The 24,963-nt window shown below is 55.8% G+C and carries 26 protein-coding genes and 10 pseudogenes; 15 read left to right on the top strand and 21 right to left on the bottom strand.

Features of this window, described 5'->3' with window-relative positions; genetic code table 11:
* Positions 1–685 precede the first annotated feature (685 nt).
* The 4 genes and pseudogenes from ASC96_RS33400 to ASC96_RS17795 all read right to left on the bottom strand — a co-directional run.
* A pseudogene (locus ASC96_RS33400) lies at positions 686–902 on the bottom strand (IS3 family transposase); the annotation flags it as partial.
* 179 nt (positions 903–1,081) lie between these two features.
* Entirely contained in the window at positions 1,082–1,294 is a 213-nt protein-coding gene (locus ASC96_RS32755) for a hypothetical protein (RefSeq protein ID WP_156397624.1), read from the bottom strand.
* A 70-nt stretch (positions 1,295–1,364) separates the two neighbouring features.
* Positions 1,365–1,607, bottom strand: a complete 243-nt coding sequence (locus ASC96_RS33565; RefSeq protein ID WP_060504475.1) for a hypothetical protein — start codon at positions 1,605–1,607, stop codon at positions 1,365–1,367.
* A gap of 576 nt (positions 1,608–2,183) precedes the next feature.
* Positions 2,184–2,648: pseudogene (locus ASC96_RS17795) on the bottom strand (cupin).
* Between the two features lie 164 nt (positions 2,649–2,812).
* Between ASC96_RS17795 and ASC96_RS34270 the strand changes: the two are divergent.
* From ASC96_RS34270 to ASC96_RS33410, 3 genes are all read left to right on the top strand, one after another.
* Positions 2,813–3,040 carry a general stress protein gene (locus ASC96_RS34270; RefSeq protein ID WP_060504476.1) on the top strand — a complete coding sequence of 76 codons (228 nt, stop codon included), beginning with the start codon at positions 2,813–2,815 and terminating at the stop codon, positions 3,038–3,040.
* 203 nt (positions 3,041–3,243) lie between these two features.
* On the top strand, positions 3,244–4,410 hold the full coding sequence (locus ASC96_RS17805; RefSeq protein ID WP_244482140.1) for a major royal jelly family protein: 1,167 nt from the start codon (positions 3,244–3,246) through the stop codon (positions 4,408–4,410).
* A 151-nt stretch (positions 4,411–4,561) separates the two neighbouring features.
* A complete protein-coding gene (locus ASC96_RS33410; protein WP_060504477.1) occupies positions 4,562–4,849 on the top strand; it encodes a hypothetical protein in 288 nt (95 codons plus the stop codon).
* A gap of 192 nt (positions 4,850–5,041) precedes the next feature.
* Here the strand turns inward: ASC96_RS33410 and ASC96_RS34420 are convergent.
* The 5 genes and pseudogenes from ASC96_RS34420 to ASC96_RS17840 form a co-directional block, all read right to left on the bottom strand.
* Positions 5,042–5,221: pseudogene (locus ASC96_RS34420) on the bottom strand (sigma factor); the annotation flags it as partial.
* Between the two features lie 406 nt (positions 5,222–5,627).
* Positions 5,628–5,819, bottom strand: a complete 192-nt coding sequence (locus tag ASC96_RS17815) for a hypothetical protein (RefSeq protein WP_060504515.1) — start codon at positions 5,817–5,819, stop codon at positions 5,628–5,630.
* Between the two features lie 1,352 nt (positions 5,820–7,171).
* Entirely contained in the window at positions 7,172–7,366 is a 195-nt protein-coding gene (locus tag ASC96_RS17830; protein WP_060504480.1) for a hypothetical protein, read from the bottom strand.
* Positions 7,367–7,466: 100 nt separating this feature from the next.
* On the bottom strand, positions 7,467–7,727 hold the full coding sequence (locus ASC96_RS17835; RefSeq protein ID WP_060504481.1) for a BrnA antitoxin family protein: 261 nt from the start codon (positions 7,725–7,727) through the stop codon (positions 7,467–7,469).
* 151 nt (positions 7,728–7,878) lie between these two features.
* Positions 7,879–8,103: a hypothetical protein gene (locus ASC96_RS17840; protein WP_060504482.1), complete on the bottom strand. Its 225-nt coding sequence runs from the start codon at positions 8,101–8,103 to the stop codon at positions 7,879–7,881.
* Positions 8,104–8,927: 824 nt separating this feature from the next.
* Here ASC96_RS17840 and ASC96_RS33885 point away from each other — a divergent pair.
* Positions 8,928–9,086: pseudogene (locus ASC96_RS33885) on the top strand (IS630 family transposase); the annotation flags it as partial.
* 221 nt (positions 9,087–9,307) lie between these two features.
* On the opposite strand, the gene ASC96_RS17845 reads toward ASC96_RS33885, so the two are convergent.
* Positions 9,308–9,550, bottom strand: a complete 243-nt coding sequence (locus ASC96_RS17845) for a hypothetical protein (protein WP_060504483.1) — start codon at positions 9,548–9,550, stop codon at positions 9,308–9,310.
* Positions 9,547–9,843, bottom strand: coding sequence for a hypothetical protein (locus ASC96_RS17850; protein ID WP_060504484.1), 297 nt, complete (start codon positions 9,841–9,843; stop codon positions 9,547–9,549). The genes ASC96_RS17845 and ASC96_RS17850 overlap by 4 nt, the downstream gene beginning before the upstream one ends.
* A 250-nt stretch (positions 9,844–10,093) precedes the next feature.
* Between ASC96_RS17850 and ASC96_RS17855 the strand changes: the two genes are divergently transcribed.
* Both ASC96_RS17855 and ASC96_RS33890 read left to right on the top strand, forming a co-directional pair.
* Positions 10,094–11,407: a calcium-binding protein gene (locus ASC96_RS17855; RefSeq protein ID WP_060504485.1), complete on the top strand. Its 1,314-nt coding sequence runs from the start codon at positions 10,094–10,096 to the stop codon at positions 11,405–11,407.
* 481 nt (positions 11,408–11,888) lie between these two features.
* Positions 11,889–12,250, top strand: a pseudogene (locus ASC96_RS33890) (IS21 family transposase); the annotation flags it as partial.
* 736 nt (positions 12,251–12,986) lie between these two features.
* Here ASC96_RS33890 and ASC96_RS17865 read toward each other — a convergent pair.
* The 3 genes from ASC96_RS17865 to ASC96_RS17875 all read right to left on the bottom strand — a co-directional run bounded on the left by ASC96_RS17865 (position 12,987) and on the right by ASC96_RS17875 (position 14,156).
* Positions 12,987–13,295, bottom strand: coding sequence for a hypothetical protein (locus tag ASC96_RS17865; protein WP_060504487.1), 309 nt, complete (start codon positions 13,293–13,295; stop codon positions 12,987–12,989).
* A gap of 71 nt (positions 13,296–13,366) precedes the next feature.
* The gene (locus ASC96_RS17870; protein ID WP_060504488.1) at positions 13,367–13,693 is read right to left on the bottom strand and encodes a hypothetical protein; all 327 of its coding nucleotides are present in this window, start codon (positions 13,691–13,693) and stop codon (positions 13,367–13,369) included.
* Between the two features lie 67 nt (positions 13,694–13,760).
* Positions 13,761–14,156, bottom strand: a complete 396-nt coding sequence (locus ASC96_RS17875) for a DUF1236 domain-containing protein (RefSeq protein ID WP_060504489.1) — start codon at positions 14,154–14,156, stop codon at positions 13,761–13,763.
* Positions 14,157–14,955: 799 nt separating this feature from the next.
* Here ASC96_RS17875 and ASC96_RS17880 point away from each other — a divergent pair.
* Positions 14,956–15,450 (top strand): annotated as a pseudogene (locus ASC96_RS17880) (DUF4334 domain-containing protein); the annotation flags it as partial.
* A 160-nt stretch (positions 15,451–15,610) separates the two neighbouring features.
* Positions 15,611–16,084 (top strand): hypothetical protein, encoded by a 474-nt coding sequence (locus tag ASC96_RS17885; RefSeq protein ID WP_156397628.1) that lies wholly within the window; start codon positions 15,611–15,613, stop codon positions 16,082–16,084.
* Positions 16,085–16,476: 392 nt separating this feature from the next.
* Here the strand turns inward: ASC96_RS17885 and ASC96_RS17890 are convergent.
* A pseudogene (locus ASC96_RS17890) lies at positions 16,477–16,926 on the bottom strand (transposase); the annotation flags it as partial.
* 869 nt (positions 16,927–17,795) lie between these two features.
* On the opposite strand from ASC96_RS17890, the gene ASC96_RS33900 reads away from it, so the two are divergent.
* From ASC96_RS33900 to ASC96_RS32770, 5 genes and pseudogenes are all read left to right on the top strand, one after another.
* The gene (locus tag ASC96_RS33900; RefSeq protein ID WP_244482153.1) at positions 17,796–17,954 is read left to right on the top strand and encodes a hypothetical protein; all 159 of its coding nucleotides are present in this window, start codon (positions 17,796–17,798) and stop codon (positions 17,952–17,954) included.
* On the top strand, positions 17,930–18,127 hold the full coding sequence (locus tag ASC96_RS33905; RefSeq protein ID WP_244482159.1) for a hypothetical protein: 198 nt from the start codon (positions 17,930–17,932) through the stop codon (positions 18,125–18,127). Before ASC96_RS33900 ends, ASC96_RS33905 begins: the two co-directional genes overlap by 25 nt.
* Before the next feature lie 195 nt (positions 18,128–18,322).
* Positions 18,323–18,910 (top strand): cysteine hydrolase, encoded by a 588-nt coding sequence (locus ASC96_RS17905; RefSeq protein WP_060504492.1) that lies wholly within the window; start codon positions 18,323–18,325, stop codon positions 18,908–18,910.
* 86 nt (positions 18,911–18,996) lie between these two features.
* Positions 18,997–19,613, top strand: a pseudogene (locus ASC96_RS17910) (NAD(P)H-dependent oxidoreductase).
* A gap of 440 nt (positions 19,614–20,053) precedes the next feature.
* Positions 20,054–20,215, top strand: a complete 162-nt coding sequence (locus tag ASC96_RS32770; protein WP_156397630.1) for a hypothetical protein — start codon at positions 20,054–20,056, stop codon at positions 20,213–20,215.
* A 165-nt stretch (positions 20,216–20,380) separates the two neighbouring features.
* Here the strand turns inward: ASC96_RS32770 and ASC96_RS17920 are convergent, their stop codons facing one another.
* From ASC96_RS17920 to ASC96_RS32775, 3 genes and pseudogenes are all read right to left on the bottom strand, one after another.
* Positions 20,381–20,629 carry a hypothetical protein gene (locus ASC96_RS17920; RefSeq protein WP_244482149.1) on the bottom strand — a complete coding sequence of 83 codons (249 nt, stop codon included), beginning with the start codon at positions 20,627–20,629 and terminating at the stop codon, positions 20,381–20,383.
* A gap of 228 nt (positions 20,630–20,857) precedes the next feature.
* Positions 20,858–21,679: pseudogene (locus ASC96_RS17925) on the bottom strand (IS5 family transposase); the annotation flags it as partial.
* Positions 21,680–21,826: 147 nt separating this feature from the next.
* Entirely contained in the window at positions 21,827–21,985 is a 159-nt protein-coding gene (locus tag ASC96_RS32775) for a hypothetical protein (RefSeq protein WP_156397632.1), read from the bottom strand.
* 198 nt (positions 21,986–22,183) lie between these two features.
* On the opposite strand from ASC96_RS32775, the pseudogene ASC96_RS17930 reads away from it, so the two are divergent.
* Positions 22,184–22,475: pseudogene (locus ASC96_RS17930) on the top strand (transposase domain-containing protein); the annotation flags it as partial.
* Positions 22,476–22,838: 363 nt separating this feature from the next.
* Here the strand turns inward: ASC96_RS17930 and ASC96_RS31935 are convergent.
* Complete coding sequence (locus tag ASC96_RS31935) at positions 22,839–23,042, bottom strand: hypothetical protein (protein WP_200956638.1); 204 nt, start codon at positions 23,040–23,042, stop codon at positions 22,839–22,841.
* A 72-nt stretch (positions 23,043–23,114) separates the two neighbouring features.
* Positions 23,115–23,507 carry a hypothetical protein gene (locus ASC96_RS32780; protein ID WP_156397634.1) on the bottom strand — a complete coding sequence of 131 codons (393 nt, stop codon included), beginning with the start codon at positions 23,505–23,507 and terminating at the stop codon, positions 23,115–23,117.
* Here ASC96_RS32780 and ASC96_RS17940 point away from each other — a divergent pair.
* Positions 23,494–23,985: a sigma-70 family RNA polymerase sigma factor gene (locus ASC96_RS17940; RefSeq protein ID WP_060504496.1), complete on the top strand. Its 492-nt coding sequence runs from the start codon at positions 23,494–23,496 to the stop codon at positions 23,983–23,985. The genes ASC96_RS32780 and ASC96_RS17940 overlap by 14 nt on opposite strands.
* An 11-nt stretch (positions 23,986–23,996) precedes the next feature.
* Here ASC96_RS17940 and ASC96_RS17945 read toward each other — a convergent pair whose 3' ends face one another.
* Entirely contained in the window at positions 23,997–24,416 is a 420-nt protein-coding gene (locus ASC96_RS17945; protein WP_060504497.1) for a response regulator, read from the bottom strand.
* Positions 24,417–24,963: the final 547 nt, after the last annotated feature.

Here is a 24,963-nt window from a genome sequence, read left to right on the forward strand (position 1 = left end):
GCAGAAACGATCGAGAATCGTCTCAGCCGCCAATTTATAGATGATGAGGCGCAGCGGCGATGAAAGAGACACGGCTAACGAAGTATCAAGATCGTTGCCAGGATTGGAAGCGCGGAAATTCGCCTCCACGAATGGGAAACGTTATATGCAACTGACCTTCGGCTTCCAGTCGAAAGCCGCAGAATGGCCGGTCTTCAATTTCGTTCGGAGAGGCGAGATTTTTCCGACAGTCAGCGCTGCCTTGTCTTTGCCAGCGCGTTCTTCGAATTAACCAGCAAGAGATAGCCGAAAGCAAATATCGCTTTACGTTGGCCAGTTCAGATTGCAGGTCTTTGTACGAAGGCGGTAATCAACCTCCATCGTTCACTATGCTGGCGACGACGCTCGGTGCTGATGCGCGTCGATCCACCATCGTCACGTTGCCGTGTCGGCTCCTCATCACTGGGCAGAATAGAGCTACTTGCGGCGGTTCTTCAATCCGATCGCAAAAATGATAAGAATGGAAGCACCAAGACGCAGCAGATAAAACCAGCTTCTTTCTTCAACCGGCAGATTGGAGAGGCAAGAAGGGCCTGATTAAGGGCCAACAGCCAGAACGCGGCGGCAAAGGCCGCGAAAAGCGCGTCGCGAGTACGTCTCCAGAATCGGATGAAGAACAATCCGGACCAGAATGCCGAAGACAAAGGCCAACATGCTCATTCCAGTCGTACAACGTCTGCCGGCTCACGCCTACCTTCTGAGCTACCGCGGGCACTCTCACGCCTGGAGCACAAATCGATCACGGCCGTTCGCTTCTGCTGCCCCGATCTGAAGGTACCGCTTGAGTTGCCAATGCGAACTCGCCGCCTACCGCCTGGCTCATATTCCTCAATCCTAGCAGAAAGCTTTTGGCGGCTAGGGTAGACACGCCAGATCTACGGTTGAACGGCAGGCCGCATTTCCGTCGTTCCGCGCAAGACACACATAAATCGCCATGTTCGACCTCACAGCTGCTTATCGAGCCGACGCGCTGCGCCAAAGACGTCAGAACCTGATCGCCGTGAAAAGCCAAGTTTAATTTTAAAACGTCGATGCCCCAGTTTCACCCACGAATGTCATGCAGAGTTTGCAGCACTTGCTGGCGAGATCGCAATATCCTGTCAAGCTTCTTACGCTTGGATTGGGCCTTTTGATTTTCATATAGCGTCACACGGTGGCAGCGAATAGCGCTTCGGGCAGCCATCAAACCGCACACTGCTGTCGTATGGTCGCAAGTACTCTCCTCAGCATTCAGGCTGGCCAATATATCAAACATGTCATGGATCCTATTTGGAGGCTGAAGGGGACGGTGTCAAAACCGGTCCTCCTCATTGCTTGAGATTTTCCTACAGCTTTTCCAACAGAGATTGTAGCACCGCTGGCAACTCGAAAGATCCGTCGGCGTCACCTAATGATCGGATCTTATGAGGCGGGCTTTGCCGATACCAGTTCATCAGCCCGACTGCGACCTCTTGTGCGGCATCGTCATCGATTGTGACGGAATTTTCCTCGCACCACGCGTCAAGAAATGCTTGCAGGATATTCAGATCCTCCGGAAGGAAAACTGCGTCCGAGACGGATGTGCTCACGGGTAAACCCTCAATTAAGTGAACTCTTTCAGATGGCTGGTGGGTCAATCCAGACTTCGGTGACAACGTACAACCCTGACCTTGCGTTAGGCTTTCCAGCGAGCGTCTGGCAACGCTAGAAACGATTGCGAGTTGGTTCCAAATCAACCGCGCATACCCAACCCGCATGCCACCGTCCTTTACTGCCAAAATGAAGGCTACGCGCGCGTTGTCGGCAACGACCTTGCCGTCGATTGCCTCATGGCAAATTCGTTTAGCTGTTTCGATCGCTCCTTGGAAACCTGCGGAAAATGTGACGTGAGCATCTGGAGTGCATCCTCCGGTCCCTGAACATTTCGAGTGCTTTCGTCCGAACACCCAACTTCAACAGCTTCAGGCCATTTCACGCTGTTCATCACGCCCCTTGCGCGCTCAGTGCATTAAGACAATGTACAATCTCGTCGACCAGATAAGGCTTGGGCACGAAGCCAACCAATTGGGCGATCCTCGCCGCCCAGGTCCCTCATCGAACATAGCGCTCTGTAATTCGGCGAAAACTTGGCCGAGATTGCTGCAAGGGCTGTGGTTGCCGCGTTTTCAACGGCGCCACGCGGTTGTGAGAAGGCCTGACGGGCCTTGAACAGGGTCGCTCGATGGCAAGCCTACGTCCGCTATGGTGTCGAGCTGCTCACTTGATGGCTTGGCCCGCTGGATATCGGCATGCCTGTCCGGTGGGATATGCCCCAACGACGAGGAAATCTGACGTCGATCCAAGGTTTTAATTACCCGTACCCGCAGGCAGCACCAGGCAATCGCCAGCGCGCACCTGCATTTCCCGCTCCCGCAGCCGATACCGAGAACCTCATGTGCTCCGGTGTGGTAATGCTGGTAGTCGAATACGCCGTTCCGCCATAGGCCGCTCCAGCCATTTTCCGCGAACAATCGTTCCAAGTTCTGTGTGACCTCCGCCCCGCTGAAGACTTCGGCATAGACGAGGACCGGAAGTGTCTGATTGTTCGGTACCCACTCACTTGGCTGGAACGTGACGGTTTCAGTCTGCAATGGGATCGCTCCGTGTGGGTTGCTTGCATCAACACTCTACACTTTCAGAGGTGCGCGGCAGTCAACCGTTCGAAGTCGGACCGTACGCTACCGCACCGGGGGGAACTCTCGATATGCGCTCCGGTTAGGCCGCCGGGGAATCGTTCCCGACAAGGAGAAACATCATGGCAAACCAAGGTGGCAACCAGGGCGGCAATCAAAGCGGCCAGCAGGGCGGAAATCAGGGCGGTGATACGTCAAAGCGCGGCTTCGCTTCAATGGACGACGACAAGCAGAAGGATATCGCAAGCGAAGGCGGCAAGGCCTCCGGCGGCAATTTCAAGAACGACCCCGAACGGGCCTCGGAGGCCGGCAAAAAGGGCGGCGAAAACTCCAGTGGCGGTAACCGCTGACCGAGGTAGCTGCTCATGAAATCTGAGGTTCTGGATCAGAGCGGCCGGGCGACGCCCGGCCGGTTCAGGTCGTTTGAAACGTAACGCGGGAAATCTCGGCAGTCTTGTCACGCGGCTGCGACCGGACCTGTCCTCAACCGCCGTCCAGCAAGGAACTTTGTTGCAACGGCAAGGTTCGATGCTGCCATCCAGTGGAGAAATCAATGTTCAAAAACTTACTCACGCCCTTTCTTGCCGGAACAGCCCTTTTGGCGCTGGGTCTTCAACCCTTTGCGGCAGATGCACAGGCTCTGAAAAAGCTCAGCGATACCGCCAAGGAGATCGTGGCGCCGATCACCGGCAAGACGGACGACCGTCTGGAGAAGGTTACGACGTTCAAGCATCAGGTCACCGGAGTGACAGTTTCGGAGGACGGCCGGATCTTCGTCAACTTTCCGCGCTGGTCGGAAGATGTTCCGGTGTCGGTCGCCGAAGTCATGAAAGACGGCTCGATCAAACCCTACCCCGACGATGAATGGAACGCCTGGCGCAATGCCAAGATGTCGGAGATTTCGCCGACAGACCATTTTGTCACGGTGCAAAGTGTCGTCGCTGACGGCAAGGGCTCGCTCTGGGTCGTTGATCCGGCTGCACCCAACAGCGAGAAGACCGTCAAGGGCGGGCCGAAGCTCGTCCAGGTCGATCTGAAAACCAATACCGTGAAGAAGGTCTACCCGTTTCCTCCCGAGGTAGCAGGCCCCGCGAGCTACCTGAACGATGTTCGCATCGCGCCGGATGGCACCTTCGCGTATTTCACCGACTCCGGCTCGCCAGGCGGTCTCGTCGTGCTCGACCTCACCTCCGGAAAATCGTGGCGTGTGCTGAGCGATGATCCGTCCACTCAGGCGGAAAAGGACGTGGTCGTTGAGGTAGATGGCAAGCCGCTGCGCCGGCCGGACGGCCGTCAGCCACAGTTCAATGCCGACGGGATTGCGCTCACCGCAGACAGCAAGACGCTTTACTGGCAAGCTCTCACCGGCAAGACGATGTACCGAATATCGACCGAGGCGTTGCAAAAGGCCGCGTCGGATCCCGGCGCCGTCAAGGCCGAGAAGTTTGCAGATACTGAGCCTACCGATGGCCTGTGGATCGACAAGCAGAATCGGATCTATCTCAGCACAATGACTAACAACGGCGTGAAGATCCTAGGCCAGGACGGAAAGGTGACCTCTTTCCTTCAGGATAGCCGGCTACGCTGGCCGGACACATTCGCCCAGGGTCCCGACGGCGCGATCTACATTACCGCGTCGCATATCCAGGATTCCCCGTGGTTCAACAAGGATTGGACCGATGACGACTTCGCGCTGTTCAAGTTCAATCCGCCGAAGTGAACATATGCGAGCGGAACATTCAATTGAAGCTGAGGTTGCAGTCCGCACCTCGAGCACTGTAGACGATCCAATAACCCGTACAACCGCGATCCGCGCAGGATTGCTCGCCTCTGCACTGCTCTGGCTCCCCACCACAGGGCAGGCGCAGGAGATGGCGAAGCCCACGACCGAAATGCAGGCCGTGCTCGACAAGCGCGGTGCGCTGGAAGCAAAGCCGTTTTCCACGTTGAGCGTTCCCGAGGCACGCATTCAGGCAACTCCTGCCGACGCGGCCCACGCCGTTCCGTGGGACAAGCTCATCTCATCCGAACCCGAAGCGCAGGTCACTACCAAGGATATCGCAATTCCGACCAAGGTCGGGACACTGGCCGCCCGCGTCTACATACCCGGCGGCGAGGGTCCGCCCCCGGTCATCGTGTCTTATCACGGCGGCGGCTAGGTTGTTGCCGACATCAATGTTTACGACAGCGCACCGCGGGCGCTGGCGCTCGGTACCAATGCCATCGTCGTTTCCGTCGAGTATCGGCATGTGCCCGAGCACAAATTCCCTGCAGCGCATGACGACTCCCGGGCGGCATACACATGGGTTGTCGAAAACATCCACGAAATGAACGGCAATGCTGCTCCCGGCATCGAACTTGTCGAGATTTCCAAGTGCCTTCATCAACGTTTCCTGCACCAGTTCCTCGGCATTCGATTTCGCGGGATGGAACCGGCGCGCGAAAGCGCGAAGGGCAGGGATCAATGCGACAATTCGTCCTGCAAAGGTTGCTCGCTCGTCATCATAACGATACTCCTTTTCATTCGGCAAGACGGAAAAGTTTTCTCGCTGTTGGGTGTCTGCGTCTTTTCCCCAGCTGGGGGTGTATTATCGCTCACCCTTTGGTCCGTCGGGCTGACCACGGCATTCGGCGTGGTAGTCGTTGTCTGGTTGATCGCTATCGACGGCCTCGCCGTACATTTCCGAAATGCCCCATGCGACCGTTGCAAGGAGGTGCCCCAATCAATACCATCAAAACGGGGCGGCCCCGGACGCCCTGCCAGGCTTCGATCGGTGTTTCGACAACGACTTACCAGTTTCCGCCGCGTCGGCTCGGGCGCCGCGCTCGTCAGTGTATGTGACCGTGGACCATCTTCCTGAATTTAATGCCGTTAAACCATTTCAGACGCCGATTGGTCCCGCCCCTTGCGTGGCCCGACATTCGCTTTCCCGGTTACTACGCTCGATGCTTCGGCTTGCGTGGCGGAGCGTTGATCTCAAGCTCGTGTCGGCTGGCGAAGCGGCCTAGCATCTGTGAGATTTTGCGGGCTTCAGCCTTTTCAATGTCGTTTTTCTTGCAATGCTCACCGACGTCATAAACTGGTTTGGCGTGATGGCTAGTCTGACGGTTATCAATGTGTTTGGTCATGACACGATCCTCCTGCATAAAAACCAATAAGCAGATATGATGTTCCCATGCCTCACAGCGGTCCAGACAGTTTTTCGTTGGGTTGAGGTACCTGTTTCGTCGCGACAGCTGCCCTGCAGTTGATCGCAGAACGTTGAAACGGTACCCTGCAAGTCGCATTTCGTACCTAAGTCAAAGACGTGAGGGGATAATGCACCGATTGGACAGAGCGATCGAAATTGCCATGGAGGCACATGCGGGGCAGAGCGACAAGACCGGCGAGCCCTACTACCTCCATTGCAACCGCGTTGCAGCCGCAGTGCCCAACATTGATGAAAAAATCGTCGCCTATTTGGACGATGTCGTGGAGAAAGGTGGCTGGTCACTTGAGCGAGTGGCAAACCCGGGCAAAACATTCAGAACAACGACCCATCCAGGCAGAGACGGGGCGTTTACAACACGGTCCCACCGCCGGTAGCTCTATCTTTTAAGCTAGGATCATCCGGAAGGCTTGATCTTCAAATCAAAGATTATCGACAAGGCTACCTTGAGAGGTGATCAGCTGCTAGCGGGCCCATCCGGCTTCGATGGCCTCGTTGATAATGGCTAGTAATAACGGTTCGAGCGCGTCCTGAGATTCCAGATCGTTATCTTCCGGATTCTCGTTTGGTGCTTATTATGAGGACTCCTCATTTTGTTCAGAACTCGAAGCAAGGTGGTTACTCCAGCTTGCGACGTGCCCCAGCACCCACGCCGTGATTTCCTCATCTTGGGGTCGCGAAAATCGGCTACGTACTTCACAAAACCCGTCATGATTACCTTGTGCCGCTGCCAGTTCTGGCTGAAAATGCTCCTGCGGCAGTTCGCGAGGAGGCGGCGTCCACCAGTGTCAGTTCCTTGGGCGGACAATGATGCAAATTTCCGGGACCGCAATACCGCCAAAGACTTCACCATGTTGCAGATCGTTCTGGACGCCTGGTGCTTTCAGAATCACATCTTTCGCCGTGACGCACGGCGGAGCCGCGATACTAATCAGCGAGTACAAGCGGGGTACCCCGCTCGCAAATCGAACTGATTGCCATGATTAACAGCACGACGCATTAGTTATATCTTAGGTCGGTCTATCGCGAGAGCTACGACAACCAGGGCTATCCCTTGAACCCGAACGAATGCGGTAGCGCGAAATCCGGGCTTAACCGCCCGGCAGTCAATCGCCGTCACATGCATCGCAAAGAGGGAAGTCGCTGACACTATCGGGGCGGCCAGAATGTGTGCAGGGGACCGTAAAGGGGGCATCTGTCCATTTGGACCAGAATTGCGTCGCGCCAGTTCGCGAATGCGGATGGCCCACCGGCGAGGAGAGATGATTTCGCTCAAACCCGCCAGACCAGACGGCGAGCACGCCAAACAGTGATGAGCTGCTCTTGAATCTCTTCTACTGTCCGATGGTGAAAGCGCGGCCCAAGGCTGATGGCTAAGGCTCTCAGGTCCATTTCGCGCGAGGCATTCTCCGCTGCTCGGTCGGCGTGGCGCGCAATCTCTGCCATCAGTTTATCATCTTCGTTCATCTCAGCCCCTCACAAAGATTTCCATGCCAGTCCTAAAAATGCCACGAGAAATTCGCTCAGGCGCTCACCAATGGCAAGGTGAAATCAGAGGCTGCCGTGATCAAAAATCGCTGTAATCATTGGCGGTAAAGGACACATCGTCAATGCCAGAAGCTTGGCGAAGCACGCTGTTGATACGAGACTGCCAGCCTTCGCCTGTGCCTTTGAAATAATCGATAACATCTTGATCAATGCGGACAGAAAGCAGCCCCTTTTGGTTCCTGGAAGGATAGGAGCGACGACGGTCCTTTGTGGCCTGATAGTCCAGCACTTCCTGAACTTTATCATGAGGCAGTTTGCGGGCTTTGCGACTTGCCGCCATTTCCAGGCTCCCTACATGTCAAAATCAGGATGATATCGCAGCGCATGGGGAAGTCTACCGACAAGCGCGTGACTGCGAGCCAGCGCAGCTCCACCAATGGCAGAAATCGAGGGCGCGCGGCGCAGGCTGAGCCAGGGGCTCGATTTTCTGGTTAATCCATCACTCGTTCTATCAGATATTTGGGATGGTCGTCCCCGTTCACCATCTCACAAGCGCCCTGTTCATCGACAGTCGAGACGATGAAGTTCACTCTCGCTTCGTCAAAAATCGAGGCACGAAGGAGGGCGTCCTGCAACTCCGCCCGGCTCATCAATTCCGGGTCTCTCGCAAGAGCCCCATTTTGAAAAACACTCAACCGAAAACGAAACGGATGCATCCGTCAACCCTCCCAGTTCACCAATGCTGCACCGTGGTGAAGTGAAAATACACCCCAAGTTTTCACAAAATCAACATCAATTTGCGCGGCTTACGCCTCGTGCAAGGAGCATGCGATGGATATTACACATGACGTTCCGTCATCGTCCGGCATCTCAGGGTCTCGGAGACGGGGGCCATGTTCACACAGGCTGTTTTTCGCCCCAACATAACGCTATCCAGGGTGAAAACCTCATATCATCGTCTCGGCAATCGTTGGCCTGTTGCAGTGTTTTACGCCCTGATCAAGCGGCCATTCATCGACGCGGCGCCGGGGCAGAAATGATGATAGCGGAAAGCTACGCGGACCGGGAATCTGGACCCGCATACAGCACCGTTTCGGGCTGCGCATGACGGAGTGGATATGGGCACGATCATGACCGCGTGGGGTATCTCTCTGTTGCTGCCGGACCCGGTTTTCGAACAACCTTCCTTCGCGTATTCCACGCCCTGTTTGATGAGAACACGTTTCGCTGGCTGATGATCTGCATGGGCTGTTGCGGTTGATATGCCTGGTCATCAACGGCGCCCCAAAGAATGTCGCCGCATAAATCAGAGTGTTTTCAGCTTGCGTCCGTTTCATGGACTTCGGTAGCATCCAGCTTTGCCTGTTCCCGCGTCATCAGCACTTGGATCGCGATCTATCGAATGCTCGCGCATGTCGAGCTTCTCAATGCTTGCCGTGCTGCGCATGACGCCGGAGAGAATCATGCAGTTTCAGGACATAACACGAAGCTGACAAAACGAACGGGATGGCCTGCAAGGGGCCGAAGATAGTGTACCCATGCGCCGTTCGACGCGTGGAAGAGCCACTGCTTCATCGCCGGCCTGCGCTGTCACTGCCTGACAGCGCCCTGGATCATCGATGCCCCGATGAACGGTGGCTTTTTTGGGGCCTGGATCGAAACCCAGCTCGCCCTGACCGTGTTGCCCGGCGACGTGGTAACTTGAGAAGGAGATGATCCGAAAACGATGATTGGCTGATGCGGGTGAAACGCCGCCGTTTACCCTTAGGGCATAACCTTAACAAGAGGTAAACGAGCAGGGAGGCGAAGATGGGCCAACTTGGTCGCGTCGGGTAAGGTAGGGCGCTCGGTGCATTTGAGCACGAATAAATTTAGGCCCTCGCTGGTAACGGCGGGGGCTCTTTTTGCGTCAGCCGAAATTTAGTCTATAATCTCGGTTTCGCCGTCAACCTTCGTCCACGTTAGCGACCATTCGTCCTTGCTGCCCTTGTTGTGGATATACGTGCCATGATCGGAGACTTCTGCGTCAAGGGTGACGAATTCCGGTGGCGCCCCGCCCGGAAGGGCCATGACACGCAGAAAATCGCATAGCTCGGAAAGCTCCGTGACGTGCTTAACATCCTGGCGGCCCGGCACTTTGATGGTCCACGCATATATCGTCATGGCTTATCCTTGCCTTCGATCGTCGCTTTCAAAAGCCCTTCTGCTGCGGGAAATTCGCCGAAATCGTTGACATCACCGCTATCGTTCGGCGGGCCTTCTGCCGGATCGGGGTCTTCGGCATAGGCGATGCGCAGGTTTTTCAGAACCTCCTCCATGGCAGATATTGCCTCAAGCGTAGCCCATCCATGGGTGTTGGCTTGGTCGAGTATGTCTTGGAGTGGCCCGTCTACTTCTTCCGGACACAAAAGATGGCGGTCCTCATTGGATGCCGGAAATTTGGGCTGGTTGATCATGGCAATTCCTCCGTTCCGCGGGAAACCGGAAGACGTTGGTATTGTTCCCATGGAGAGGCACTTAATGCGACGTTGGTCGGGCAACCGGGGCCCTGTGCTGAGTTCTTCTAACAGGCTGCATGGCTGCCCTGTTTAATCCGCGCATCCCAAGGCCGCCGGCTGTTGCAATTACCAATACATATTGCTCTCCAGTTAAGGGTATATTATAAAGACCTAATGTGCGGAGCTCGTTAAATGGGAGGATATATCCGTGGCAAACTTTAAATCGTTTTTTCCGGGTCATGTTTATCCAGATCACTACAGCCCTCCCATACCAGGTTTCGACTATCTACCGTTCTTCGATGAAATTGTTAATTTCAATCAAGCCACTCAGACGGCGAGGGCCGCTACAGCGATCAAGTTCGACCTGTCGAATGGATTGAAATTAAAACTCTCCGGCAGCGGGTTCACATTTGACGCAGGCGGCCACGCTACCGGAGGTACGTTGACCGGAATGGTCATTTATCTCAACAACGGTACCACCAAGATGCAGCAGTTGACGGGATTGAACGTCTCGCTGGAAACTTTCTTTGATGCTGCCGCAAGCTTTAATCAGTACGATTTGGCGCGGTTCCTTATGCGCGGCAACGACACGCTAAGAGGAAACGCCGGCGATCAGACGCTGGTAGGATATGCCGGTAATGACAAATTCATTGGAGGAGCAGGGGGCGATTTCGTCCAAGGTGGCGAAGGCAAGGACACTTATGACGGCAATGGGAGCGACTACGACACGCTTGCCTTCGATGATGCATATTATACCGCGTCAGCCTATCGAGGCATCGCGCTAAACTCCACCACAGGCACTGTGATCGATGCCTGGGGCAATGCCGAGACCTTCTCCGGGTTCGAACATTTCCGTGGAACGCAGTTTAAGGACAGCTTTGTCGGCTCCGTCAGAGATGAACAGTTTATGGGTCTAGGCGGTCGTGATTCGATCAACGGCGGTGGTGGTTTTGATGTCGTTCGATACGACAGGGACGAGAACCGGGGCGGCACAGGCAGCGTCACCGTCAATCTGGTAACCCAAAAGGCTACCGACGGGTTTGGCAAAACTGACACCCTAAAAAGTATTGAGGGTGCGCGCACAGGAAGCGCGGATGATAAACTGTACGGGAATGCCCTCGACAACAAATTCAACGCAGGCGATGGAAATGATCTCCTGTCTGGAGGTCGGGGCAACGATCAACTCCGCGGGGAAGGGGGAAACGACGTGTTCCTGTTCAACACCGCCCTCAATTCCGTAACAAACGTTGACATCATAAAAGATTTCGAAGCAGCCGCGGACACCATACGTTTGGAAAATGCTATTTTCACGGCTCTAACGACCCCTGGAGCGCTTGCGAGCGCGGCTTTCCAGGCTAATACAACAGGCTTGGCAGTCGATAGCGATGATAGAATTATTTACGATACCGATACGGGAAAGCTCTATTACGATAGCAACGGCAGCGGAGCGGGCGGACGCGTTCTTTTCGCCACGGTAGAAAATCGAGAGGGCTTGACGGCCGATGACTTTTTTATTGTCTAGCGAGGGCGTACCTTCGGCCGACGTTCACCTTATCAAATAACCCTAACGCCGGGTTAGTTCCATCAGGCGTCTACACAGTGACCATCGGGTCGGAGCGCTGGAGGCATTTGACCAACCAAGCATTTAGGCCCTTGCGGGGAGCGGCCGGGGCCGCATTGCTACTGTTGTGCTATTGGGAGGCCATACCAATAGGCAGCTGTCAAGTGTGCAATGCAGCGCACCAATGCTCGAAATGCACCGGCGTGTTCGGAGGGGCCATTCTTGATAACGCCTGTAAGAAAGTGCACTACGGGAGCGGCCTGAGAGTCGGGTCGGAGACGGTCGTTGAGCGACGGTACTTGGGTTGTTCCTCTGCGTTTTGCAGAGGGCGAGCATGAAGCAATTGGAACTTTATGCACTTGTCCGCCATGCGGTGATGGTGGACGGTATGAGCCGCCGAGAGGCCGCGCGACTATTCGAGATCAATTGACGGACGGCCAACGAGATCGCCCGCCATTACCGATCCTGGGAGACGGAGGACTTCGTCTTCGACCCCTTCCGCTATCTCGCTTTGATCGAGCGAAAGACCAATGCGCTGGATCAGGCCGCGCCGCTGCAAGATTGAAACCTGCCGGAATGCTCGCCACCATCCGTCGCCTGATGGAAGCCCGGATGGGTAAAAAGGGCAAGCGTGACTTCGTGCAGGTTCTGCGCTTGATGGAGGTCTTTCGGCAGGAGCAGGTGATCGCGGACATCGAGGCGGCGCTGGAACGCGGGACGATCGGCTTTGACGCCGTCAAGCATTGGATGTTGTGCCATGTGGAGCGCATACCGCCAAGGCTCGACATGACCGTCTACCCCTAACTGCCCAACGCTCGCGCGGCCTCACCGGGCAACTATCTGAGCCTGCTGTCGGGAGCGCACCCACGAGCGACACGCCGCAAATCCTGCTTGCCCATTATCTCAAAGTGGTGAAGCTGCCGACGTTGCTGCGAATACGACAAGGTCGTCAGACAGAGTGCTGCCGAGGGTGGATCATACCGGCTATCTGTTGTGGCTCGCCGAGCTGGAACTGATCGACCGGGATCGCCGCATGGTCGCGCGCAAGATCAAAGCCGCTGGTTGATCTTCATTTCGGAATCGGTTGGCTTTGGGGGGATGACTTCGGAACGTGTTTCAAACCACAACCCTTCGCCGCGCCGGTCCCCTCAGACACCAGAAACCAGTTGACGTGCGGCGTTCAGCGATGTTGGTTGAGCAGCCTGCGGAACTCGAACGCTGTGGGCAAGGAAGGGCTTCCGTTTAGATTAGCATCGGAGGCCCTTTTGCTTTGGTTCTCCGATTGCATGGATTACTGGATAAATACCTTCGAGTGGCGGAGGTTTGAGCGTCCTGTCGAGCAGGCAGAAAAAACCCCGCCGGGAAGGGCGGGGCAAAACTGCTTCTGGGATAGGCTCACACAGATGCAGGGACGTGGCGGCCCAGAGAGTGGGAGGGCAGCGCGCCGCAACAATAAGAAAGTTCAGGCAATTGGGAAGGCCGGATTCCGCGATTCCGGTACGGTTGCTAAAATAATCCGCCATGCGACACGGGCTGTCGGTTATCCCCCGCCCCTCAAAACCTCATCCTTCGCATCCAGCACAATCTTCAGGGACCGGATCATAGCAGCCATCCCAAGCAGGACCGCCTTGGCATCGTCGTCTGACCCCTTTTCACATTTCAGCGCCGCAATCTCCAGGTCGTTCAGTGCGTCCTTTCCGGGACCATGCCGGACGCCGGTCTGCAATCTCATCTCGCGAATGGTGCGCGATCCTCTGGACATGAGCTTCATGCGCTCACCGACGCTGACCTTGCCGATTTCATTCGCGGCTCGGATTAATTCGGAGATAAAATCGGTTGTGGTGGACATGTGCTGATGATTTGCCAACGGCGGGGGGAGTCAATCGGAAAAGCAAATTGGGCGAACTCCTGCGCGATTGTTTACCGCCTGTCTTCCGCGCGCAGAAGTGTGTTTAGGTTGCGGAGACTGTCAGCCGCCTTAAGAAAGGTCGCTGTCACGCCCTCGTCTGGCAAGCTGTCAATTGTGGCAGCAGCAACTTGCAAAATGACAACTTCGTTAAAGGCCAACGGATTTTCACTTATCGCCGCACAACTATTCAACTCTCGAATAGCTACGATCGACCTTCCAAGGAGACTGCCCTTTTCGAGTACGGTCAACTTGCTCACTTGGTTTGCAGCGCGGATGAGTTCTGGAATCAAGGCAGAGATATCAGTCATGCGGGCCAATTTGCGGACGGCTGCAGCCAAGTCAATTTGCCTGAACGAAAAAGGCCGAGTGATTGCCCGACCTCTTCCGTGATTATCGTTTCCGCGCTTATTGAACAACCTGTACCACTGTGTACGTTTTCGGATCCACGATCACACGTTGATCGTTGACGATGGCGTAGGCGTAACGCGGGTCTTCAGCGACCGGCGTCAATACAACTTCGCGTGCGAGTGGTTGGCCGACAACCACCTGCTGCTCAAGAACGATCGACTGTGAGGCCGGCTGCTCTTGTACATAGGTGACCACTTTCTGTGGCGGCGGTTCAAGAGCAGCGCCTGCAACAGCACCAACGACTGCCCCGACTCCTGCTCCAACCGGACCCCCGATAATAGCGCCAGTTGCGGCGCCTCCCACCATTCCAGTTGCCGTGCTGTCTTCGGCCTGTACCGAAATAGGCATCATGCTGAGAACGACGGCGGACGCGATCAAGATTTGCGTTTTCATGGTTCTTCTCCTCTGCGTTAGTTCGCAAGAGGAATGTTTCAAATTAACTTTGGTTCCAGATTCGCAACGCGCGTGTCCAGCAATGAAAGCCAAGCGATTAACCTGACCTCCCTTTATCGCACCACCGCAGGTGCGAGCCGGCAGATAGGGATGGATCTCAGTCTGGTTGGTGACAATGACCTTAACCCTTCCCATGTCCGCTGTTCGAACTCGGCGGTCAATGATCGTTCCTGTCTCCCAGGCCGTGTCCCACTCCCGGAGGACCCTAACCTATCAATTACGCGGTACGCGCCTACCCGCCGGTGCGGAGCTCGACCCCTCAAGGGAACACCCTTCTTCGTTCAATGGGTTCCTTCGACGATAGGTTGCGCCGGGCTCGCGCCCTGAAGCCCTCTTGCGACCAGATATACTTCCAGTTCATCCAGCGTGGCGAACTTCTCGTGGGGGCGGCCTTGCGGGGAGCCATGACTTTCCAGGCGTAAAGCGACATTTATTTAAGCGTGCCATCGGTACGCATGCGGGCATCGTCATCTTCACCGATACGCAGGGCGAACTAGCAGAGCCGGAAATTGTGTCCACGTTTTCTTTTAAGCTCCCAATAGACTTGGCCAGCCCGAACGCCGCCGGGCGAGCGGGAAGTGGCTCGCGGCTGGTGGTTCCCGGATCTGGACGAGCTGAGGGTTGCACGGCAGAAGGCCAGATCGAACCGGCGTGCGCAGCAGCGACGGCAGGATGATGAGGGTCGATTGGAGACTCCGTTGAGCGGGTAGACGATGAATGAGATGGAAGGTTTCACGGGCTTCCACCTGTGGAGCCGGGTGAGATGATTGGACTGTGGACGGGGCGGGGTATTCCGTCCGGCAACACTCTGGACGGCGTGCTCGAAAACCTCGGGTGATTTGGCAAACGGTTTTCGGCTCAGATGCGTGCTGATGCGCTATTGTTCCGCGGAGGCGATAAGCGCCTGGTCGCCATCGATCCGGCCCGGATTCGGCTCCGTCTTGCACTCCGTTTCCACAAGCTCGGCAGGACCCGAGCCGCGAGCAACCTGTTTTCCTATCTGTTGCGCAGGCTGAGAGCCAAAGGTCCGGTAGCCTCGTTGAAGGGCGTTCCGTTTCACGGGGTGTTAAGTGCTGCAATGGTCTATGACACCCAGCCCATCGTCGACTATTTCCGTAAGGTCGATGATAATCGCGTCATGGGAGCTATGGTGATCGAAGGCGACGACCGCGTCTATTTCTTCGAACTTGAGCGCGTTAACGAGGTTGATTTCGTGCGATGCCAGCCCTCGTAGAATTAAGCCACGGCAAGGATTACATCATCTGCAGCATACCCTTCCTTTTCAAGCCAAACCGGTCTTTCAGAGCTCGCTGATAGCGGGGTTCGAGTGCGGCTTGGTGCATGGCGGTCGCCATGACCTCCTTGTCACAACCCGCCACACCTCACAATCCCGCATGCTCGATCATTACCGGATCGCTCGTGAACATCGGATGACGACCGTGCGTGACGGGCTCGTGCCGGGGCATCATGTGGTTGAGCGTCTTGCTACTGCAAGGCGTGCCGGCATCGAGGTCATCTGGGATCTCTCGCATTACCATCGCAATCAGGACCCGGTTCGTTGCGCAAGAATTGCTGCCGAGGCGTCCTTGACCGTGAATGGCCCGGGCAGGCTGTGGCTTTGTCCTGTGAATGAGCCATCTCTTTACCCGTCGATCGCTGGGATGCCGCGATACGAAGCAATCGAAATGGCGATCAGCATGGCTCGTGTGGCACGAGATCATCATCCCGATGTCGCCATCCTTACAAACGATCCCATCACCGGTGTGGGCGACCGTCAGTTCGAAGCGACCGACGCGATCGTCTCCGCGGTTCATGTCGATGTTATCGGGGTCAACTACTACCCCACACGGCGCGGACGTCGCTCGTGAAGGTGCTAATGGCGACCTGGCGCCGCTACAGAAAACCAATCATGGTGTCGGAAACCAGCTGGCATGATGGCCATCCCGTCCATCACCACCGCTATCCGGGGTTGAACAAGGGCACTTGGTTGCGGCATGTCAGCGAACAGGTCGATATCGCCAGGTTCCACGGGGCCAACGTGGTTGGTATTTGCTGGTATCCTATTGTCGATTGTCCGCCTTGGCATGCGCCTCAGTCCCGCAACCGCTGGAGTCATGGGCTAATCCGAAAGGATCTGTCGGTGGATCCATGGCTATCGGCGGAACTGGGGCTGGTTGCTATGAGCGACGGTGCCTAGGCTAAAGACCTGCGGAGCGTTTTTGCCGGGGTATGCGAGCTTCGAAACCGACCGTTCCGATGATCCTACCTTCAGGCCGAAGTTGAGTAACGATCCGCGGATATCATTCTCTATGGCAATCGCCTTCTCCTGCAGAAGCTTACTTGCTGTCAGCAAAGCGCGGCGTTTCTGGCTCGTCAACGTCTTCACGTGAACGGGTCGAAACAGATTGACCCGCATCATTTGTGCGATGCCGCGGGCATCGTTGCGATCGGTCTTGTTCACCTGCGCTTTCAAGAAAGCCTTGGTGGGGCGGGTCTCAATACAAACCGCAGGCAACCCAGCTTCAGTCAAACCGCTGAATAACCATTGAGACAGAGGACCAGCTTCAAGCCCTATCCGAACAAGGTTATATGCACGGTTCCTAAGAGACGAAACGAGATCGTCTGGGTGGCTCGTAACCTTCAACTCGCGGCAAATTTTCCCGGTTTCTTCGATAATGCAGATCGCCGTCTCTTTCACAGAAACGTCCAGTCCGGCATCATGCTGCGCTTCCTTTCATGATGCTTGTGGCTGCTCATATAGACCACGTTCCATCATCAGCTCGAAGCGCAGCCCCTCAGTCGCTGTTGCCAAATATAGGGTTCAAGCCGAATATCCCATCTGACTCAGTTTTGAGGCAGTCGTGACGATGCTGCCTTGATGGTTTCCACAAACGAATCAGCCTGATGAGCACCAAGTTTCGCGCATCTGATTTTGTACCGGCAGGTTTCATCGCCGAACGCATCCCCCCATTGAAGATGAGACCTGCATCTTACTTTCCCGAGCCGGCGCTACTGCGTCATGTCCGGCGTGCGGACGAATGTCGCGACGGTTAGAAGCCGCTATTGCCGCCAGGTCGCTGACCTCCCCCTTTCGGGAAGGCGTGTCCGACTTCTTGTCCGCACACGGAGCTTTACCCTTGACGCGGTGCTCTGCGGCAGGCAAATTTTCTCCGAGCGGTTCGTCGATGTGCTGCCTCCCTACGCCAGACGAACCGGGCGTCTCGAACATCTTGTCCACCATTTAGCGCTTGCACTTGGAGGACGCCAGGCAGCGCGGTTTGCCCAGCGGCTGATGCTTCCCGTCAGTAACGACACCTTGCTACGAGTTATCCGCAGGCAAGGGTTACCATCATCGATCCCACCCCGGTGATCGGCATTGATGACTGGGCCTGGCGGCGCAATCATCGCTAGGGCCCGATCGTGTGTGACCTGGAGCGTCGGCGGCCGATCCGTCTGATACCGGACCGTGAGCCAGCGACGGCAGAGGCCGGGTTGCGGGGAAATCCTCAAATCTAGATTATTGCGCGTGACCGTGGCGGCGCTTACGGGGTGGCGGCAGCAAAGGCGTTGCCTAATGCAGTGCAGGTCGCTGATCGATGGCATCTGATGGAAAATGCCAGCCGTGAATTCCTGGACACCGTCCGCAAATCGATGCGGCAAATCCGCAAGACACTCGGCGCAACGCGCGTTAATCCCAAGCTACTGACCGCGGCATGGCGTTCGCAAAGGACGGTGTGACGATAAAGGAAATCGTGCGCCGTACCGGTCAGGCAGTCCGAGCTGCGATCGTCTCACCGTGGTCCAACGGACAAACTGAGGGGCAGATCACTAAGCTCAAGCTGGTGAAGCGCCAGATGTACGGTCGCGGAAAGCTTGATCTGCTTCAAGCCCGCCTGATCGGCGCGACGTGAGAGAATGGCACCATATGCGCGTCAGAGCCCAATTTTTACCCCCCACCTATTTCGTCTGACCATCCGTCTTTTGCTGGCGGACGGAGGGGGAGGTGAAACGAGTGGATATGGTTCAAGGAGCTGAAGGACAATGTTCCTGACTAAAGGGGAACTTCCGATCTTACCGCAGGTTTGTCGGTTTTAATGGAGGAGAAAATGAGGGATATCGGAAAAGGGCGGCAAATCTGCGTGGATGCGCAGCGAATGTTTGCTGAAGATACCCCTTGGCACGTGCCTTGGATGACGCGTGTCCTCCCCCAGCTTGCGGAAGTCTCACACCGATATGCGGAGCGGACGATATTTACCCGTTTCATGACGCCCGCCCGAGCTAACGAAGCGGCCGGGGGTTGGAAAGAGTACTACCGCAAATGTTGGATGATGACCGGTGAGCATCTTCCGCAGGAGCTGTTCGGGTTGGCTCCACCCTTGCAAGCCGTCGTTCCCCCGGCTCGCGTTTTCAACAAATTGACCTATTCCCCATGGGTAGATGGCAGACTGTTGTCTCACCTCGGTAGCGAGGCGGTTCAGACCGTCGTCGTCACTGGCGGTGAGACCGACGTCTGCGTGCTTGCGACCGTGCTTGGCGCCATCGACCGTGGACTTCGCGTGATCATGCTCAGCGATGCCGTCTGTAGCGGCGCTGACGAAACACACGACACCGCCATTGATTTGCTGGGTGACCGCTTTTCTGTCCAGCTCGACCTTATGAAGACCGAGGACTTCCTGTCGGAGGTGCGGGTATAGGGATCGTAGCACCTCGCAAAGCCGATTGCGATCGACCGGATCCTCACGACTAACGCTTTGTCTCTCATCAACTGAAGGAAAATCTGATGCCGCTGAAAGCCCTTGCCTTTAACAGCACCCTGAAATCTTCAAATGCATCGGAAGCGTCCTCGACAGGAAAGTTGCTGGAGCTCATCGCAGAAGAGTTCAAGAACCACGACGTTGAATTTGAAGCCATCCGTCTGGCTGACCACGACATCAGGCCCGGTGTGACCTCGGACGATGGCGAGGGCGATGCCTGACCGGAAATCCGTGAAAAGGTGGTTCAGGCGGACATTCTTCTGATCGGAACACCGATATGGCTCGGCCAGCCGTCGAGCGTATGCAAGCGAGCGCTTGAGCGCATGGATGCGTTTCTCGAAGAGACGGATGATCGGGGGCGGATGGTCTCTTACGGGAAAGTCGCGGCCGTAGCCGTTGTCGGCAATGAAGACGGCGCCCATATGTTTCGGCTGAGGTCTATCAGGCGTTAAACGACGTCGGCTTTACCATCCCGGCCAACGCGGTCGCATACTGGGTGGGTGAGGCGATGGGCTCGACGAACTTTGTCGATCTGGAGCAGACGCCGGAGGCGGTTCAAACAATGATCTCGATGCTCGCGCGCAACACAGCCCATCTGGCAACTCTTTTAAAAAACTCGGAGTACCCCGGCGAAAAGAGCTGAAGCGATCATGCGTGGCCTACCATTTTAAACTGTCGCGGTCAGCCAGATTGCTTCACCTCCGTAAACCTGCAAACTGACGGCATGAACGAAAAGAAAAACGGGTGCGCATGCGACGCAAGCCAGCCACCATCCTCAGGCAACTCGCCGAAACACCCCAGACACTCGCCGCCGAGAAGGCCCTCGTTATGGGGCAACAACACTCTTGGGGTACGTTTTCGTACCAGAGCGCGAAATTGTCAGACGAACCAACGACGATTCACATGGCGTATTTTCGCCGGTCGTTTGCGCTCATGCTGGCTGATTCCCGGACATATTCGACGTGCCGCCCGCTATGATGTCCAATTTGGCAGTCCATTCGTAATGTGTGCCGAACCTCGTTAGAATTGCCTTCGGCTACTTAAAGGCGTATAATCCTTCCGTTGCGCGGGGTAGGAGATATTATGGTCAACAAGCGACCAAGTGAGGCTGTCGTTCGATTGTGGGCTGCGCGTGTAGAAGTCGAGCAGGCGCGGGGAACGTCGCTGCAAGAAACACATGTCATTCTCAGTGAAATGATTGCCGGTTGGGAAGCGGTTGAAGAACGCGCTGCTAAAGCGAAATAACCGTTCATCTTGATCCATTGCATTTCATTCGTTGTATTAGATTAGTTTTTGCTCAAGTGGCGAGACCCCATTTTCGCTGTGAGCATCGGCAGAGTGGCGGCAAACCCTTCCCGTCATTCTGCCGTGTTTTCTTGTAGCCGCTGCGGGAAGCTGGCTGAGACGCCCTCAACTGTGCATTATGTTCTTGAAGGACAGGGTGAAGAGGATGTCGCCGTATTCGTCGGTCACTTCCAAGGTTTGACCGCAAACCGGCACACGGAGCGCGATTTGTTCTGCCAGCATTTCGCGAGCGGCGTCCTTGGCTTCTTTTCGTGCTGTGTCTACATCAGGCAATTCTAAGCCTTCCGTATCTTCATTATAATAGTCACCATTACGCACATTGAAAAAGTAAAGTGGCATAGCGTTTTCGCTCATCGTTTATTAGCGCGTGAAGATACGACAGCCACTCGCTGAAGCCAAGATTTGCTTACCCACAGCGTCTTGATGTATATTAACGATGGCTCATAGCGATGTCTCCCGCTGAGCCATTCGCGGCAGAGCGATATTTCAGCCCGCACCATCGCTCTGCCGTTTCTTTGCTGTTCGGTTCAGGGGTTGCGTTTGAACGCTAAGAGCCTGACTCGAAAAGAACTCAATAACATGGTATCTTGCGAGCCTACGGGTGAGAAGGCGGATGTGGGCGACCAGCATCCAGGCTTCAGCGGACGCGATTGATTTCTCCCGATCCTTGGCCAGTCGTCTGCATCTTCCAAGCCAGGCGAATGTGCGCTCCACGACCCAGCGACGCGGCAGCACCTCGAAGCCCTTTGCCTTGTCTGTTCGTTTGACGATCTGCAACGTGAACTTCGCGACATTGCGCAACGCCGCCCGCAGTTCCGGTCCGGCATAGCCACCGTCAGCAAAGATATGCCTGAGCCACGGCCAGCGTCTGAGGATAGTTTTGAGAGTCGTCGCTGCACCATTGCGGTCCTGAATATCAGCACGGTGAACGACCAGCCCTACCATCAAGCCGAGCGTGTCGACGACGATATGGCGCTTGCGGCCTTTGATCTTCTTGCCCGCGTCATAGCCTGCAATCCCACCGCTTTCAGTGGTTTTCACGCTCTGACTGTCAATCACCCCTGCGGTTGGTGAGGCTTCTTTTCCTTCCAGCTCTCGCGTCTCCATAACGAGATGATGATTGATCCTCAGCCACAAACCAGTCGTGCGCCATTCGTTGAAGTAACCCTGAACGGTTGAAAAGGGTGGAAAATCCTTCGGAAGCATCCGCCATTGGCATCCGGTCGACGCGATATAAAGCATTGCGTTAAGAACCTCGCGCAATTCCGTCTTGCGCGGTCGACCGAGCCTGCGTGGCCTCGGCATAAACGGAGCGACCAGCGACCACACCCTGTCCGTCAGATCACTTGCGTAACGACCTTTCCGTCGGCCATATTGGCGACGGGTGAAATCAGTCCAACCCATTGCGGTCTCCATCGAATCCTAAGAAAATCCGAAGGAATCACAACTGGCTGATTTCACTCAATTCTTTTTCAGCCAGGCTCTAAGACCACAGCCGACTTACGCGAAGCGTTGCGCTTTTCCCAATCTTCGAAAATTTGGTGGTATTCTTCAATCGTCGCGGTAGCCGTTGCGAAGTTCTTTGTTCGCCTGAGACAAATCTTTTTCGACCGCCTTGAGCTTCAAGCGCTTGCCAGGATTGATGCCGTGCCCAAAAGCGGTGCCGAACACGAATGCGGCGATCACAATAGCGCTGACTACCAAAATCATGGGAATACATCGAGTTGACATTTTGAAGCGATACCAAACGTGTTCAGGCGCATTGTGTTCCAACACAGCGAAAAAATCAAAAGAGCAATCGCGCAAACTCTACCTCATTTGAGGGATGCGGTCGCCTTCGGATTGCAAGACGTTTTGTAACGGGGAATTTGTGCAAGGGGAACCGCGATGCAATGGTCCTCGCTCTGCCTGTTCGTCGAAGACGGTCGCGTAGCGGTCGACAGCGATGCTGCCGAGCGGGCTCTGCATCCGATAGGCGTTGGAAGGCGCAACTGGCTATTCGCGGGAACCGACACCGGGGCCGGAGACTTTGGTGCGGGCCATTGCGATAATCGAGACGGCCAAGATGAATGGCCTTGATCCACAGGGATACTTGGCTGATGTGCTTAATCGCATCCACGATCACAAAATCAATCGACTCGACGAGCTGCTGCCGTGGATCTGGTCACCGCTCGTCACAAACTCTGCCGAGGCAGCCTGATGGCAACAGTTACGCACGTCCGTACGATCAAATTTGTTGCAGAAATTCTCGAAGAGGACCCGGAGCTTGTTGAGGCAAACGTCCCCAACGATGATAATCTATGGCAGCATCATCTCCGTCTACACCCTTCCTCGACAGCTTTGTTGACGACGAGCTCCTCGTCGCTCTGCATCAAAGCAAAATCTATGCGGTAGCAATCGGGCGGTTACATTCCATCACATACAGTAGCCTGTGCAAGTGAGAACGGACCCCAGCCTTCGGTAAAATGCCCGAGGTCTTATTGAAGTAGAGTCGTTCCAGTCCGTGGGCGGAAGCGAAGTAGAAAAGGAGGGAGACCCAGCGGGCCTCCCTCCTTCGATGATGCTATCGCTGGCCGCCGCCCTGCTGGCCGCCTTGGCCGCCGCCTTGCTGGCCACCCTGGCCACCGCCCTGCTGGCCGCCTTGGCCGCCGCCTTGCTGGCCACCCTGGCCACCGCCCTGCTGGCCGCCTTGGCCGCCGCCCTGCTGGCCGCCTTGGCCGCCGCCCTGCTGGCCACCCTGGCCACCGCCCTGCTGTTGATTAGTCATCGGGTATTCCTCCTTTTGAGCGTCGCTCCTCGGCGACGTGTGGCCTAACCACGCGATGTCCGCGCGGTTCCCTCACTGAGAAAAAAGTTTTGCCGATGCGAGCCGGTTGTTAGGATCGCGACATACCCGCAGCATGGCGGTGAAGCAGTAAATCCAGAATATCAAACGCTTTTTCTGATCATCCTCGCTCGAACGCGCAAAGGTTTGAACAGCAGGGAATTGCGGACAAAGCTTCCCCTTACTTTGCAACCGGCTGCGAAGAGAGGGAAATTTTGCCAAGGTAGTGTTCCATGCTGAGGCGGTTTGCTGTTTGGTGCTGAGAACGTCCAACAAGTCGTGTAGAGCTGATGCGTTGAGGGTTGGACGTCGGCCGGGCGAACCGTAGTAAAAGTTCGCGGCGTGTGGAACGAGGTCGGCTTGATCTAGTTGTTTTCCGTTGAGGAGAGAAACAATGTCTGATCGCATGACAGGGTTCACCGACGCTGAACTTTTGGAAAATCTGCCGGCCCTGCGCGCGTTCGCGCGTCGCTTTCACAAATCCACGATCGATGTCGATGACCTTGTCCAAGAGACTTTGGCCAAGGCGATCGCACATTCAGGCAGTTACCGACAAGGGACGAAGCTTCGATCATGGCTTTTCACGATCATGCGAAACACGTTTTGTACGAAGTTCAAAGTCGCCAGGAGAGAGCAGGTCGGTGAAGTCGACGACTGCGCTGCGCGCGCGTCTTCACCTCCGACACAAGACTGGGAAATCCAAGGACGCGAGTTGGAGAGAGCAATCACCGCATTGCCCGACAATCACCGGGTCGTCGTCGACCTCGTTCTTATCCAGGGCTTAAGCTACGCAGCCGCTGCGGAGGAATGTGATGTCCCTGTGGGCACCATCAAAAGCAGGGTCAATCGGGCGCGGATCCAGTTGAGCAAGGCACTGGATCCTTAGGAAGTACAGACCTAATGCAATTCGATACCAGAGTTACCAAACAGTGCATTTGCGATATCCTCAAGTTCAGCAGGCTTTTCACACAAGGCAAACCCTGTAAACCTCACGGGAAGGACTGACGGGTCGTATCCCGTTGCGAACACGAACGGGATATCGCGTCGTTCGAGTTCTTCCGCGACAGGAAACACGAGCTCATCGCCCAGATGGATGTCGAGAATCGCGGCATCGACCTGTTCTGTATCAAGTAGCTCGAGCGCAGCGCCAACGGTTGCGACCGGGCCGACCACGATGGCTCCGCTCGCCTCCAGCTTCTGCCGGGTTTCATCAGCTAGGAAGTATTCGTCTTCAACGATAAGTACGTGTTTTCCCGCGAAAAGCGGAATAATTGAGTGTTCCAACGGGGGTGTCCTTCCGTGGCGGAACACCTGCATATAAGGGCTCCTCGCGCTCCGCAAGCTTGAACAGGCTTTGAGCGTTTTTGTTCCAACTGCGGTCATCGGTATAAATCCGCTTGGGACGCGTTATGTTTGCTACAATCTCTGAAGATCGGCGACGATGGTAGAAGCCGCCGGCAAGGTAAGGGAAGCAAGGATGGTTCTTGAGGACCTCGCTTTACGCGCACGAACTTGCTGCCAAAAAAGAGTGCGGAAATGACATTCAATCCTGAAAAATTGGACCGGGGTTATGGATGGAGGCCGAATTCATGCCGCGGTTCGTCGGTCGAGACCGCGGGAACAATAGTGATGGCCGTCAGCATGATCCTCCACGGACTGGGGAACAATGCCGTGAATTACGGCGCTCTCTCAATGCCGGGGGGCGAGATACACGTCGATTAGGCGATCGAGTCCGATGCCAATGGGCGCCCCTTCTCCACTGTGAGTGGCGCGAGATGAATGGGCCACCTGTTTCTCCGCCCGCGCGCAAGGGCTATGGAAGGCAATTCATCGAGGGGGCATCGATACAGGCTGGGGGGCGATG

Source organism: Rhizobium sp. Root1204 (assembly GCF_001424965.1).
Classification (GTDB): Bacteria; Pseudomonadota; Alphaproteobacteria; order Rhizobiales; family Rhizobiaceae; genus Pararhizobium.